We start from the raw sequence: 14,950 nt of genomic DNA on the forward strand, positions 1-14,950 counted from the left end.
GCGCGACATAGCTCCAGATGGACCCACTATAGCGAAATATATCGGCGATTTCATAAAGACCGACCTCGACAATTTCCTGCACCGAAACAAGGAGGTTGCCGATGCCATCATACGCAAGGCCATGGACAATGAGCGCGAGCGCAAAAGCATGTCGACTGTCACCAAGAAGGCCAGGGAGCAGAGCCGCAAGATAAGTCTTTACAACAAGAAGCTGTTTGACTGCCGCAGTCATCTCAACGACACCCGTGGCGACGAAGAGAAGAAGCTCGCCTCGTCGATCTTCATTACCGAGGGCGATTCGGCGGCCGGATCCATCACGAAAATCCGTAACGTTGAGACTCAGGCTGTGTTTTCGCTTCGCGGAAAGCCCAAGAACACCTATGGCAAGACCAAAAAGATGGTCTATGAAAACCAGGAGTTCAACGCGCTTCAAGTGGCACTCAATATAGAGGAAAGCATCGACGGGCTGCGCTACAACAAAGTGATCATCGCCACAGATGCCGACGTCGACGGCATGCACATACGGTTGTTGCTGCTGACCTATTTCCTGCAGTTTTTTCCCGATCTGGTCAAGCGTGGACATGTATATATACTGCAGACTCCGCTCTTCCGCGTGCGCAACAAGAAGACCGCCAAGCGCGGTTCGCGCAACGCCGACAAGATGCAGGAAGAAACCTACTACTGCTATTCCGACGAGGAGCGTGTGGCCGCCATCGAGAAACTTGGCGCCAACGCCGAGATAACCCGATTCAAAGGACTCGGCGAGATCTCTCCGCAGGAATTCGAAGGATTTATCGGGCCTGACATAAGGCTCGACCGGGTGTCGCTCCACAAAGAGGACGGACTCGGAGAGATGCTCCGCTTCTATATGGGCAAGAACACCTTCGAGCGGCAGAATTTCATTATCGAAAATCTTGTAGTCGAGGATGACAGCCAGATCTCTTAGGACCGCCGTCTTTCCGGGTACGTTCAATCCGTTTACGGTCGGACATCTCGACATTGTGCGCCGCGCTCTCAATCTGTTTGACCGTGTGGTGGTGGCTGTGGGATGCAACATAAGCAAGGACACGGCTGCTATGGTCGAAACGCGTCTGGAGTCGATACGCAAGGCGGTAGGCTCCCTTGACGGAGTGGAGGTGACCGCCTATTCGGGAATGACGGCCGATCTGGTCAGAGAGCTTGGTGCTGTGGCTGTAGTGCGCGGAGTGCGCACTGTGGCCGATTACGAGTACGAAAGGCAGATGGCCGACGCCAACGGCATGATAGAGGGGGTGGAAACGGTGGTGCTCTTCGCACGTCCGGAGCTGTCGGTCATAAGTTCGTCGCTTCTCCGTGAGCTGGCACATTACGGACGCGACATAAGCCGCTTTCTGCCCGAAAACCAATAGACCGCAGAGCGCGTTTGATAAACATATATACCCAGATACACACTGATACACATTCATGAAATCAAGAATTTTATCGCTGATACTATGTCTGGCCGTTTTGCCGGCGGCTGCAGTGCCTGCAATCCAATCGGCCGGCAAGAACGATAACGCCCGCCCGCAGTATCTTCCCATACAGAAGCTGATGAACACCTTTCAGGTGATCAGCGGATACTATGTCGATACGGTCAACGAGCCGCACGTGGTCGACGAGGCCATAAAAGCCATGCTCCACACTCTCGATCCGCATTCGACCTATTCCGATCCGGAGGCCACACGTGCACTCACCGAACCGCTGCAGGGCAATTTCAGCGGCATAGGCATACAGTTCAATATGCTTGACGATACGGTAAAGGTGATTCAGACCGTGGTCGGAGGTCCCTCGGAGAAGGTGGGCATACTGGCCGGCGACAGGATCATGACAGCCAACGACACATTGATTTCAGGCGTGAAGATGCCGCAGGCCGACGTCATGAAGCGTCTGCGCGGCCCCAAGGGATCGGTGGTGAAAATCGGCGCGCGCCGACGCGGAGTGCCCGAAATGATATATTTCACCATAGAGCGCGACGACATACCCACCTATAGCGTCAACGCCGCATACATGGCCGATGACAATACGGGATATATCAAGGCCACACTGTTTGGCGAAACGACCGCCAGGGAGCTGGCCGAGGCCATAGTGAAGCTGCAGGGGCAGGGCATGACGGATCTTGTGCTCGATCTGGAGGATAACGGCGGAGGCTATCTGCAGGCGGCCATCGACATGGCCAGTATGCTTCTCGACGACGATGCGCTGATAGTATATACCGACGGACGTATGGCGCCGGCAACATATTACAATGCGTCAAAGGCTCCGGTGAAGTTCAACGGTCGGCTGGTGGTGACTGTCAACCAGTATTCGGCCTCGGCAAGCGAAATACTTTCGGGAGCCGTGCAGGACAACGACCGTGGTGTGATCGTAGGACGTCGCACTTTCGGCAAGGGGCTTGTGCAGCGGCCTATACCGTTTCCCGACGGCTCGATGATACGTCTGACCACCGCACGCTATTACACCCCCTCCGGACGGCTGATACAGAAACCGTACAAGCCGGGAGAGGACGAGGACTACGAACTTGATATAGTCCACCGCTACGAGGCCGGAGAGTTTGCCAGCGCCGACAGTGTGCATTTCGACGAAAGTCTGCTCAAACGCACCCTCCGCAACGGCCGTAAGGTGTATGGCGGAGGCGGCATCATGCCCGACGCTTTCGTGCCGGTCGACACGTCGTACTACAGCACCTACTACCGCGATCTTGTGGCCAAGGCGGTGATCAACCGCTATACCCTCGCATACGTCGATGAGCATCGCAGCCGACTTCGTAGCGAGTGGCCCACAGCCGATGCGTTTGTAGGCGGATTCAAGGTGTCGCAGGCCATGATCGACTCGATCGCGGCTCTCGGAGAGCGTGAGGGCGTCAAGCCCGATTCCGCGCAGCTCGCCATAAGCCGTCCGGCCATTGAATTGATAGTCAAAGGCCTGATCGGACGCGACCTGTTTGAGCAGAGCATCTATTACCGTGTGGTCAATCCGATAGATCCGATCTATCGCCGTGCGCTTGAGATAATCAACGACGAGAAACTTTACGACCGATTGCTTGAGGGGAATCCGGAGGTGAAATGATCCGGTTTCCGGAACCGTCGGGCGATGGCAAGCGTTGAAGAGATATGAAACACGTTTCCTGTCTGTTTATATTGCTTGTGGCTTTCGCCGTGTGCGGGTGCAGCAGTGAGGCCTGGGATGAGATGCCCGACCGTGCCCAAAAGTTTGTATCGCAGTATTTCCCCGGGGTGGAGGCTTCCTCCACGGCGGTGGGTGCTGACGGGCAATACACCGTCGCTCTGCGCAATTCGGTCACGATAGTGTTTACTGAGCTTGGAGTGTGGCTGTCGGTCGACGGCAACGGCACGACATTGCCCGACAATCTGCTGTTCAACGAGCTGCCTATGGCGCTCTACAGCTATCTGCAGGAAATGGAGGTGACGGCCGACGGGGTTTACACGCTTCGGCGTGACGACACGTCGTACCAGGTGGGTCTTTTCAACAGCAGCGTGGTCTACGACATCGGGTCGGGGCGGATCTACTACCCGTCGGCAGAGCAGGATCAGTCTGCGCGATAGAATCTTATGGTCGATTTCATCAGTGGAAAATTGAGCGACAATATCGAGTTCTGTTCCATTGATGCGTTGATGTCGCGGCTGATGAGGCGCATGTCGCTGTCATACCATAGCAGATCCCAGTGGGCGGCAAACGGCATGGCTTTAAGCCGTCCCTTTATCATTCCGGGTTTCCACCGCTGACTGTTGACCTCCGCTCCACCGAGATATACTATGTCGTAGTCGCCTGCTGCGCCGTCGGCTGCCGGTATTATTCCGAGCCGGTAACGGCCTCCGGCCAGTGCGCGTCGCGAATCAGTGTCGCGGTCGAGATATTCCCATACCCCTATGGGTGAGTCCGGACGTCGTTCGGTCATGCGAATGGCTGCTTCGTCGACACCGCTGTCAGGCACCGTATTCACGCTGCGGTAGGCCGCAACGACAAGCGGCAGCCTTACACCGGCAGTGGCCATCACTGCAAAGCGGCCTTCAGCCGATCCGTCGCACTCTATGACGGCCATTGTCGTAAGTGATGATTTGCCTATGCTGATGATTGCCTCCTTGCGGCTCCGATCGATCTCTACGGCAAGATGATTGTGTCCGGGCGCCGGATTTATGCCGCTGCGGCATTCCACCGATTTTATCAGACTGTCACCGGCGGAGGTGTGACGTATCACATCGAGATGCAGGTAGCGGTCGTCGATCATGTCGTCGAGAGTTTTTGCTCCGGGTGATATTACCGCCATATGATAGTCGTCGTCACTCTTCATGCCCCAGATAAGCCCGGCTTTGGCTTGCCGGTGTCCGGTGTTGCGTCCGGTCGGCCCGAAGCCGATGCGTGCTTCTATGGCTATTGGGCGCATGAACCCCTCCGGCAGGTTTATGCTGACCATGGTGTCGGCAACTGCATCGAGAGAGTCGAGATACACGCGGCGCTCGTCAATTGGTGATGCATTGACGGCGATGGCAGTCAGCGCCATTAGGAGAGTCGCAGCGGTCCGCATGGGCTATTGCTGTTCGGCAGTGAGTGAGACGATACGGTCGGTAAACTCTTCGGCTTCGAGGTCGTAGGGGAGCCAGTGGATGGTGAATCCTCTCCGCTCCATGCCTCTGAACCATGTCATCTGCCGTTTGGCAAACTGGTGTATTGCAATAAGAAGCTGCACGAACATTTCCTCCCGGCTGATGCGTCCGGTCAGGTAGAGCGTGACGAATTTGTATTCCAGTCCGTAATAGATCAGATCGTCCGGCGATATTCCTGAGTCAAGAAGTCCCTTGACCTCCTCGATCATCCCTTCGTGGTCAATGCGGTTCCGCAGGCGGTTTTCGATGCGCTTCCTCCGTGCCTCGCGGTCTATTTCCACTCCGATTATGAGCGATCGTGCCGGCTCGGGATCGCACTCGCCGCCGTGGGCTTCGGGGTGAAGTTCATACCACCGCTGTATCTCAATGGCGCGGATTGCGCGCTGCGGCGTATCGACGTCGGTTACATTGTGAAGTGTTTTCATCGACGCCAGTATATGTGTAAGCTCTTCAAGGCTCTTGCCTGAAAGCTGCCGGCGGAGCTGTTCGTCGGGGGGCACCTGTGGCAGCCGGAGTCCTTTCAGAAGGCTCTCGATATATAGCCCGGTGCCGCCGCAGACTATCGGCCGGCGACCTCTCGAGATAATATCGGCCTCGGCGGCTGTGGCATCGCGCAGATATTCGAATAGATTGTATTTGTAGCCGGCAGGAGCGATATCCACGAGGTGCACTGCTACGTCGCCGTATTCGGCCATGTCTTTGCCGGTGCCGATATCCATCCCGCGGTATATCTGGCGCGAATCGGCGCTGATGATCTCTCCGCCTATGCGTCGGGCGAGCGCTACGGCTCTGGCTGTCTTGCCCGATGCCGTCGGGCCTGTGATAATGATTGTGGAGGTGTTCATGCGTTGCCGGTGATATGTTTTTTCCAGAAACGGCGCAGGCGGAAGAACGGGCTGTCGGCGTTGAATTCGCTTATCGACAGCCATTTGCTATCGTTGAAGTCGATATGCCACTTATGGACATCGCGCAGTCTGAACGTAGGTTGATAATGCTTGATCTTGTAGCGCCTGTCGCCGTGGGTGTCGTAGGTTTTCCATGCCATGGCCATTGTGTGCAGCCGGTATATCTCGGCCGAGAGCAGTCTGGCTGTCTGTTTGCTGTCGATGAGTCTGCTGATGTGGTAGATCGTCGCGAATTCCAGATCCGGGCGCTTTGCGGCCAGCGTTGCAGCCGATTCTTCGGAGAGGAAACATAGGTAATGGAAAATGTTACAGTCGGCATTGCCGTTGTCGGTGACATACATCGGCCGTATGTCGGCGTCCACGTCCATGATCTCCTTGAAAAGCGTGTGTGCCTCGTCGTCCGGTATGCTCTGCCGGTGGGGGATGACGAGCGATGCCGGTGTGTCGTAGCATGCGGCTGTGAAACCCATGTCCATGTCGGGATCTGACTGCGGCTTACGGAGCACGATGGTGTTGTCGGCTATGATGATGTAGCGCAGCATGGTCGAACGCCTCATCTGCTGGCCGCTCCCCTCGAAGTGTTGCTCGTAGTAGTTGCACAGTCCGAGATACCTGACGGCCATCACCACGATAGTGATGATGAACAGTATCAGCGGAGTCCAGAAAAACACCAGACGGTCAGGCTCGTTGAGGTTGACGTTGACGTAGGCGAGAAAATAGTAGACCCATCCGACGAGTGTCACCAACGCTGATACATTGAGCAGCATGCGTGTCTGGTAGGTGCCTTCCTGAGAGAACAGATTGCCGAGAAATCCACGCTCGGCGGGGAAGCCGTTGCGTATCTTGCAGTCACGGCAGAAGCGCAGACGGCCTCCTCTGGCGACGGCGAAAAGTGTGACGGCCACTGCCACCGGCCCGATGATCAGAACGGTGATAAACGGTATCTCGGCATTGATCGTGTCGCCGTCAAAAATGTTTTCTATCAGATGGCGCGAGTAGAGGTAGAGCACGGCCACCATCACCACCGCTGTCCAGAAAAAGATGCGTGTGGCCAGGAAAGGCAGTATGTAGCACGATGGCATCTTCTTGCGGCGGTTGGCCCGAACCTGCATGAAGAAGCCTATCTGGAACACTATGGCAAGAACCGGCATGGCTGCCGGCGGAAGCCACAGTGACAGTATCACCAGCAGCGATATGGCACCGGCCACCATGACCCAGTTGAGCCACAGCCGGAATATGCCGTCGAGATTTTCGTGCTGTATGTCTGTCGCCATAATGGTTGTTGTCGGTTTCTTGCAGATCGTTTCACTTCATGTTGCGGTCGAAGTAGTCGAGCATTCTGGCGAACACTACAGTCTGCGCTCCGCAACCGTTGATCGAGTGGTCCATGTTGGGGAAGAACAGCACGTCGCACCAGCGACCGGCGCCTTCCATTGCGGCGACGTATTCCACGGTGTTGGAGAAATGAACGTTGTCGTCGGCCGTGCCGTGCATCACCAGCAGCGGACACTTTACATCCTTAACAAAATTAATGGGTGCAGAGTTGAAATAGCCGTCGGCATTTTCCTGCGGCGTGAGCATGTAGCGTTCGGCGTAGACGGTGTCGTAGTAGCGCCAGTCGGTCACGGGAGCCACAGCCACGGCGGCAGCGTAGGGCGCATCGGGACGTGAAGCCGCCATGAGTGTTTCATAGCCTCCGTAGCTCCATCCGTGGAGACCTATGCGGCGGGGATCCACAAATGTCTGTGTGGCGGCCCACCGGGCTGCATTCACCTGGTCGATCGATTCATAGTGGCCAAGGTTGCGGTAGACGACATCCTGAAAGGCGCGTCCGCGTCCGCCAGTGCCGCGTCCGTCCACACATATGATTATGTAGCCGCGGGTGGTGTAATAGGTCATCCAGCCGATGTTCCATTCATTGAGCACCTGCTGCGAGCCGGGGCCGCTGTACTGGAACATTACCACCGGATATTTCTTCGTGGGGTCGAACGATGCCGGTTTGAGCATATAGCCGTTGAGCGTCACGCCGTCGCTCTGCATGGTGAAGAACTCGCGGTGAGGCTCTGCACTGTAGCGTGCCTTGACGGCGGCGTTGTCTTCAAGCACCTTGATGTCCTTGTCGGCCGAAGTGCGCAGGGTGTAGACCGGAGGAGTGGTAACGTCGGTGAAGCGGACGGTGTAGAATGCCATGTCGGGGCTGAATGTGGCCGATGCCATGCCTGCTGCCGGAGTCAGATCGGTGACTTTGCCTTTGGCATCTACGCGGCTTACTACGCGGTTGATGGCGCCGGTGCGTGTCGACTGTATGTAGTGGCATGCACGCTTGGCGTCATAGCCGTAGTAGGCGGTCACGTCGTATTCGCCCGAAGTGATCTGGCCGAGCGGAGCGCCTGTGTAGGCATAGCGGTAGAGATGGTCGTAGCCTGTGCGCGACGAGGTGATGACGAAGAAGTCGGGATACCACCGGATGTTTTCGTAGGCGGCCGGCGAGAGCCAGGCGCTGTGCTCTTCGGTAAGGATGGGCTTGGTCACCGTGGAGCGGGGATTGACGGCGTAGATTTCCATGCGTGTCTGGGCACGGTTGAGGGTTGTCACCATCAGCCGTTCGGCAGAGAAGGCATACTCTATGCGGGGTATGTATTCTATGCGGTTGTCGGGAAGTGTGATATCTTTGGTCACACGGTTGTCGATGTCGTAGGAGTGGATGCTGACGGTGGAGTTTTTCTCTCCGGCCACCGGATATTTGTAGGTGAACTGTCCGGGGTAGAGCGCATAGTTCTTGTCGGGGTGGCAGTAGCCTTCATACAGCGGGAATGAGAAGAGCCTGACGTCGGCCTCGCGGTATTTCAGATAGCAGAGCATACGGCTGTCGGGCGACCAGGTCATTGATGAAGAGGTCGTGAATTCCTCCTCGTAGGTCCAGTCGGGCACGCCGTTGATCACTTCGTTTTTACGGCCGTCGGTCGTGACGTCGACTTCGGTCCAGAAGTCGAGTTTGCACAGATATATGTTGCCTTTGTCGACGAAGGCCACCATGCGTCCGTCGGGCGAGAAAATCGGTGCCTGCTGACGCGGATGATTGGTCGACAGCGGCTTGAGCTCGCGTGAGTGGAGGTTGTAGATGAAGTAGCTGGCGGTGAATGACCGGCGGTATATGTAGGATGTTTCGTTCCATACCATCACTTTGCGTCCGTCAGGACTCATTCTGAAGCCGTCGATGTGATCGATGGTATTCTCACGTGTTTTGGCGAGATCCACTACGGTTTCCACCTCTTTGCCTGTGCGGGTATCGTATTTCACCACTTTCCTGCCGTCGGTGGAGAGCTGCAGGTAGAATGCTCCGTCGGATGTGTAGGTGAACGATCGCGGAGCCGTGCAGTAGTGTTCCGGACCGAGATAGCGGTCTATGTCCTTGAAGTCGGCTACGCCGGCGGCTGTGGCCGTGAGTGTGAATGCAGCGGCTGTGGCTGTTATAATATTGCGGAGTGTCATTTTATGTATATGATTTTGTTGACTTGTTGGTGATAAATGATATCGTGTGACTTGTCGAGGATCTTAGAGATTGTCTAAATTTATATAATACGGATTTTGAGAAGGATTGTCAGATGGATTTTTGTTTGTGATGAGGGAGTGTAGCCGTAGCTACATGACCGAAGAACAAACAAAAAGACGCTGGAAAGACTCTCAAAAGCAAAGTGATATGAATTTTAGACAATCTCTTACCAGAGCGACAGCTGCTTGTCGTCGTCGGCGGGAGGTGTTTTCTTAGGTGGAGCCTTGTAGCCGAAGTCGTCGTCGTTCTTGTCGGGCTTTTCCTGGCGTGTGGGAGGGGTGGAGTCAAACCAGTCGGTGGAGTCCATCAGCTCGTCAATGGCACTGAAACGCTTTGGTTGCGGCGTTGCCTCGCTGCGTTTGCGGCGTCCGCGCTTTTTTTTCTGCACCGGTTGCGGCTGATCGGCGATTTCTGAGGCAGCGGCTGCCGGTTGGGGTATGATGTCGGGAATCTCGGTCAGTTCGAGGTGCGACATGTCGTTGGCGTCGCGGCTGGCCAGACGGTCGGCCTCGCGCAGCGCGTCGGCCAGACGGTCGTTGAGATTGCGTATGATGTCGTCGCGTTGCAGCAGGTCGGCCTGAAGCTGTTCGGTCTGCTTGCGGGCTATCTCGAGTGCGGACTCCGACTTCTCGGCCTGTTGTCTGATTCTGGAGTATTCCTTTTCGGTGTATAGATGCGATTTGAGATCTTCGGCAAGCCTTTGTTTGTCTTCTGTGACGGTAGCGAGCTGTTGCTTGACTGCATCCAGCTGTAGGCGAAGATCTTCGGTGCCGGCGTTCTCCTCGCGAAGTTTCTCAAGTTCGTCGACCAGATGTGTGGTGACATTCGGATCCACGGCACCTTCTCCACCGACACCTGCTACACGCAGGCGGTTGGCCATGCTGCGGTTTTCGAGCAGCAATTGCTCTTTTTCGGCCTCAAGGGTGTTGACCTTTGACTCAAGGTCATTGATACGCTCGGTCATGGCGCGTTTCTGGCGCTGGTTGCTCAGGCGTTCACCTTTTGATTCCTCGCGTCGCTGCTCAAGCTGCTGTTTCTGCTGTCGGAGATCCTCTACCTCCTCTATGAGTTTACGACGGGTTTCTTCCCACTCTTTGAGTCCCATTTCATGGGCGCGCCTGATGGCCCGACGGATCCGTTCGGCCACATCTGCGTTTATGCGTTCGAGCAGAAACTGTTTCTGAGCATCGGTGTCGATGCAACGGCTGACGAATTCAGGCTGTGTGGAATTGAACAGTTCCACTACAGCGGTGAGCATGTCGGCTGGCAGATTGTCGTCGGCCGGGCATGGAGGACGGCATTCGGAGATGCCGTGGTCATCGGCCGTTTCGGGCTTTGTGGCCCGGGCCGGCTCCTCATGCATTATGTTTTCGGTCGGCTTCTCTTCCTCGTCGGAATCGAAGTTTATGCCGAGTGAGCGTCTTATGGATTTTATGAATGACATTGCAATGCGTTGTTTCGTGTTATTGGCTTTGACTGTCAGTCGGCGGAAGAGCCACTACTCCTATCCCTTTCTTGCCGTTGATGCCGATGGCCAGCGGTGAGGGGAATGTGACGACTCTGACAAACTCCGTTTCGAGATCAACCTTCATCGAGTCGAGGATGCCGACATTGAAAAAACCGTTGCCCGATGCCGGATCGATCGTGAAATATCCTACGCCGAACGAAGTCAGATTCTGGAAGAAATGTGTGCCTTGGCTCGGCTCCACACGATAGTCGCCCACGGCCGACTCCACGATGAGCCGTGCTGATGCGATCTGCGGCCATTTCACGGGAATGCCGAGCGCTGTGTCGCTCGATCCCCATCGTCCGGGGCCGACAAGAATATAATTGTCGCCGTCGGCAGTCATCTGGCGGTTGATCTTCTCGATTTCGCGGGCTATGAATGGGTTGTTGGACGAGGAGAATTTCTCGGGACGGACATACACGATCTTGCTGACGCTGTCGATCGTGCCGTGGCCGAGCGCCGTGTCGGAGCGCATGATGAGCTGGTCGTCGGACAGTTCGAGCAGGTGTTCGTCGACAAGTTCCTTGCGATCGACTATCGGGCGGATCTGCAGCCAGTAGAGATGGCCTTTCGAACCCTGTCCGGAGCGGTCGATGGTTCCGGCAAACTCTATTTCCACCGGGCGGCACATCTCCCTCTGTCCGGTGGTGAGCATGAAGTCGAGCGCCTCGGCCAGCGGATAGGCTTTGTGTTTCAGTATATTGTTGAACGTGACTACGCGGCGACCTTCGCCGGCGTCGTTATCGCGGAGCACATTGTCGCGGTAGTCGTAGACCGATGTCATCCAGCGCAATGCTCCGGTGGGCGCTATGTCCTGCACGGATTTCTTGACGATGTTGAAGCCGTCGTCGACGCTGAAGTCCACGGGGGTGTCGCCGGTCGACAGCACATACATGCGTGTCTGTGTGTCGCGCAGCGCCAGAGATAGCTCCGAGGTCTGCAATACGGATTCGGGATGACGCGGGGAGAAGCGTAGTCCCATTCCGCCGTCCACGATATATTTTCCGAGTCCGACGGCCAGTTCGGCCACACCGTCCTCGGGCTGTTCGTGCCCTATGGGATAGTAGTTGAGCGAGCGTCCTACGCCTGAAAACGACGGGAAGTAGTATCCTCCGGCTTCCTCGCCCACGACTTCCTGGATTATGACAGCCATCTTTTCCTGGTCAATGACATTGGAGGTGGCTGTCATATAGGCCTTTGAGTCGGCATAGAATACCGATGCATAAACAGCCTTGATGGCGTCGGAAAGCATCTTGAGCATCTCGTAGCGGTCGGTGACGCGCGGCACCATGTAGGTGGAGTAGATGCCTGCAAAAGGCTGGTAATGCGAGTCTTCGAGCAGACTGGAGCTGCGTATTGCCAGTGGTTTGTCGACAACTTCGAAGAGTGCGAAGAAGTCCTCTATCAAGCGTTCGGGCAGACGTGCCTGAAGGAAATATTTCAATATGGTTTCGTCGGGGGCGTCGCTCAGTGCCAGCGGATAAAGTCCGTTGGTGGCCATGAATTCGTCGAATATGTCGGTGCAGAGCACCACTGTGCGCGGTATCCTGACGGTGATGCCGTCGAGATTGTCGCAGATAGGGTGCTTCTTGATTATCTGGTCGATGAATGCAAGGCCGCGGCCTTTGCCTCCAAGAGATCCCTCGCCGATCCTGGCGAAGTTGGAGTAGTGGTCAAAGCGGTCTTTGCGGAACACGGCCACCACGCCGCGGTTTTTCATCTTGCGGTATTTCACGATGAGATCGAAAAACAGGCGTCGCACGGCCGGCACTTCGTCGAGCGAGTAGAAGCGGTGGCTTTTCACCACGTCGGCTATCGGGAACAGTGCGCGGGAATAGAGCCAGCGCGAAATATCGTCGGTAGAGGCGTGGTGGAGCAACACTTCCGAGGGGATGTCGGAAATGCGGTATTGCAGATCCTTGAGCGATTGGATGCGCATGATCTCGCTGCCGGTGCGTGGGTCGCGGAGCACGAGGTCGCCGAAGCCGAACTTGTCTTTTATCGCGGCTCCAAGATCTACAGGAAGTTTCTTGGAGTTCTTGTCGATAAACACGCATCCGAGCTGCATCACAGGATCGGAATTGTCGGAGTCGGACGATTCGACGATTATGGGCAGGTGTGGGTCGTTTTGTCGCAGGAAGCTTGCCAGTTTCAGCCCGGCATGGATGTCCTTCACTCCGTCGCGTTTGAACGATACGTCGCTGATCACCCCGAGCAGGTTGCTGCCGAAGCGTCGGTATATGTCCATGGCCTCCTCGTAATCGCGGGCAAGCATCACTTTGGGGCGTCCGCGCATGCGCAGCATCTGCTCATGCTTGTTGAGCGCCTCGGTCGATGATTCGTAGGATTGCTTGAGTAGGTTTTTGTAGACCGTCGGAAGTACCGACGAGTAGAACCGCACGGAGTCCTCCACAAGCATGATGAGCTGAACGCCCACTTCGTTTATGTCCTTCTCGGCATTGAGCCGGTCCTCAAGCAGCTTGATTATTGCCAGCAGCAGGTCGACGTTGCCGAGCCAGCTGAACACGTAGTCGACACATCCGAGATCTTCGTTGGCCAGCCGCCGCGACACCTCTTTGGAGAAGGGAGTCAGCACCACGATGGGCATATGGGGCTTCATCTCCTTGATGATCCGGGCGCCCGCGAACGTTTCGCTGACATCCATGCCGGGCATCATGATCACGAGATCAAAATGCTTGTGGTGCATCATTTCAACGGCCTCCTCGGCAGTGGCCACCTGTGTGATGCGCGGTGGCGAACTTAGGTTGAGGGCGACGTATTCGAAGTAGAGCTGTTCCTCTATGCGGCCGTCCTCTTCCATCATGAACGCATCGTAGGGCGATGCCACGAGAAGCACATTGAAAATGCGCTTCTGCATGAGGTTTTGAAATGCCGTATCCTTGAGATACAGTTGGCTCAATGCGTCTTCGTTCATCTTTCAGGAGGTTGTGAAATGCGGTTGTCGGTGGCTGTTGCGGTCAGTCGGCGTCGATGGCTGACTGGTTGTCGGGATCGTTGACGAATTCGTGGGGCGCGTAATTCCATCCGGCTGCGTCGAGCATCGGCTTGAGGGTGCGTATGCGGTTGCGGAAGTCGGTGTAGTCGCGGCATTCCTGCGGGGTCCAGGCTGCTTCGGCCACAGCCGACAGACGCGGCATCATGAGATATTCGAGAAATTCGGGCGTGATGACGTATTCGCTCCAGAAGTTGGCCTGTATGCCCATATATTTGTCGGCCAGTTCGGCAGGAACTCCGTTCATGGGCACGTAGTTGTAGACGGCCTCAAGATTTTCGGTTCCGGCGCCTTGCGACACCGGTTCAGTGGCGAGTTTCGACTGTCTGCGGTTGATGTAGTAGGGAATCTGCGGTGTGAGTATGGCGTTCATGCCGCGTCGTGCGGCCTCCATGGCGGCTTTCTCTGCGGGCTGCTTTCCTATCCATGCCATGATGGTGATGTCGGAGGGAAGCATGTCGGTGTTGCCGTGGAGCACTTCGTTCCAGAATATCAGGTGGCGCTGTTCGGACTTGGGCTTTGCGGCTATATGGGCTGCGATCTGGCGGTAGAAGTTGAGTTGCAGGTCGCGGAAGTTGTCCGATCCTATTGAGTCGAGCTGCGCGCGGCACTGGCTGTTCTGTTCCCATTTGTCGGTGGGACACTCGTCGCCTCCAAGATGCAGATACGGGAAGGGGAAGAGCGGTATCAGTTCGTCGATAATGTCGGTCGACATCTTCACAGCTGCCGGATTGCTGACATTCATGACGTCGGTTGATACGCCCTGATAGCGCCACACTTCGTGGGGCTTTTCCGGATCGCAGGCGAGTATTTCGGGGTAGGATGCCACTGCGGCCTGGGTGTGACCGGGTATGTCGATTTCCGGCACTATGTGGATGAAGCGATCCTTGGCGTATGCCACAATCTCGCGTATGTCGTCCTGGGTGTAGAAGCCGTCATAGTCAAGGGTGTCGGGTTCGAGCTGTGCCCATCCGAGGCTTTTGCTCTTGCGCTTCGCGCCCACCTGCGTCAGCAGCGGATATTGTTTGATCTCTATACGCCATCCCTGATCTTCGGTCAGATGCCAGTGGAAACGGTTCATTTTGTGGGCTGCCATCATGTCGAGCACTTTTTTTACTTCATCCTTGCCGAAGAAGTGGCGTCCTTCGTCGAGCATGAATCCGCGCCAGCCGAAACGAGGTTTGTCGACGATAGTCACAAACGGCAGTGAGGCGCTGCTGCGCGACACGTCGTAGGGCATAAGCTGTCGGAGGGTCTGCAGGGCCTAGAAAAATCCGGCAGGTCGCGAAGCCTCTATCGTGATTCCGTCCCTGTCCACTTCGACCCGGTAGG

11 protein-coding genes are annotated in these 14,950 nt (G+C 56.1%); 4 read left to right on the forward strand and 7 right to left on the reverse strand.

Going from position 1 to position 14,950, the window contains the following annotated elements:
- From C5O24_RS05205 to C5O24_RS05220, 4 genes are all read left to right on the forward strand, one after another.
- Positions 1-946: toprim domain-containing protein (locus C5O24_RS05205; RefSeq protein ID WP_240604907.1), on the forward strand; the 946-nt coding region annotated here is incomplete at its 5' end.
- Positions 927-1,388: a pantetheine-phosphate adenylyltransferase gene (gene coaD / locus C5O24_RS05210; RefSeq protein WP_107035537.1), complete on the forward strand. Its 462-nt coding sequence runs from the start codon at positions 927-929 to the stop codon at positions 1,386-1,388. The genes C5O24_RS05205 and coaD, both read left to right, overlap by 20 nt.
- Positions 1,389-1,443: 55 nt before the next feature.
- Positions 1,444-3,084 (forward strand): S41 family peptidase, encoded by a 1,641-nt coding sequence (locus C5O24_RS05215; RefSeq protein WP_107035538.1) that lies wholly within the window; start codon positions 1,444-1,446, stop codon positions 3,082-3,084.
- Between the two features lie 44 nt (positions 3,085-3,128).
- Positions 3,129-3,581: a PepSY-like domain-containing protein gene (locus C5O24_RS05220; RefSeq protein WP_107035539.1), complete on the forward strand. Its 453-nt coding sequence runs from the start codon at positions 3,129-3,131 to the stop codon at positions 3,579-3,581.
- Here C5O24_RS05220 and C5O24_RS05225 read toward each other — a convergent pair.
- From C5O24_RS05225 to C5O24_RS05255, 7 genes are all read right to left on the reverse strand, one after another.
- A complete protein-coding gene (locus C5O24_RS05225; protein WP_107035540.1) occupies positions 3,566-4,537 on the reverse strand; it encodes a hypothetical protein in 972 nt (323 codons plus the stop codon). The two genes, C5O24_RS05220 and C5O24_RS05225, sit on opposite strands and share 16 nt — an antisense overlap.
- Positions 4,538-4,564: 27 nt before the next feature.
- Positions 4,565-5,485 carry a tRNA (adenosine(37)-N6)-dimethylallyltransferase MiaA gene (miaA, locus tag C5O24_RS05230; protein WP_107035541.1) on the reverse strand — a complete coding sequence of 307 codons (921 nt, stop codon included), beginning with the start codon at positions 5,483-5,485 and terminating at the stop codon, positions 4,565-4,567.
- Positions 5,482-6,819: a hypothetical protein gene (locus C5O24_RS05235; RefSeq protein ID WP_107035542.1), complete on the reverse strand. Its 1,338-nt coding sequence runs from the start codon at positions 6,817-6,819 to the stop codon at positions 5,482-5,484. The genes miaA and C5O24_RS05235 overlap by 4 nt, the downstream gene beginning before the upstream one ends.
- Before the next feature lie 31 nt (positions 6,820-6,850).
- A complete protein-coding gene (locus C5O24_RS05240; RefSeq protein ID WP_107035543.1) occupies positions 6,851-9,037 on the reverse strand; it encodes a S9 family peptidase in 2,187 nt (728 codons plus the stop codon).
- A gap of 227 nt (positions 9,038-9,264) precedes the next feature.
- Complete coding sequence (locus C5O24_RS05245) at positions 9,265-10,542, reverse strand: coiled-coil domain-containing protein (protein WP_107035544.1); 1,278 nt, start codon at positions 10,540-10,542, stop codon at positions 9,265-9,267.
- Between the two features lie 19 nt (positions 10,543-10,561).
- On the reverse strand, positions 10,562-13,540 hold the full coding sequence (locus C5O24_RS05250; protein ID WP_107681545.1) for a PEP/pyruvate-binding domain-containing protein: 2,979 nt from the start codon (positions 13,538-13,540) through the stop codon (positions 10,562-10,564).
- 43 nt (positions 13,541-13,583) lie between these two features.
- Positions 13,584-14,858, reverse strand: a complete 1,275-nt coding sequence (locus tag C5O24_RS05255) for a beta-N-acetylhexosaminidase (RefSeq protein WP_240604908.1) — start codon at positions 14,856-14,858, stop codon at positions 13,584-13,586.
- Positions 14,859-14,950: the final 92 nt, after the last annotated feature.

Origin of the sequence: Paramuribaculum intestinale, assembly GCF_003024925.1 — a bacterium.
Classification (GTDB): Bacteria; Bacteroidota; Bacteroidia; order Bacteroidales; family Muribaculaceae; genus Paramuribaculum; species Paramuribaculum intestinale.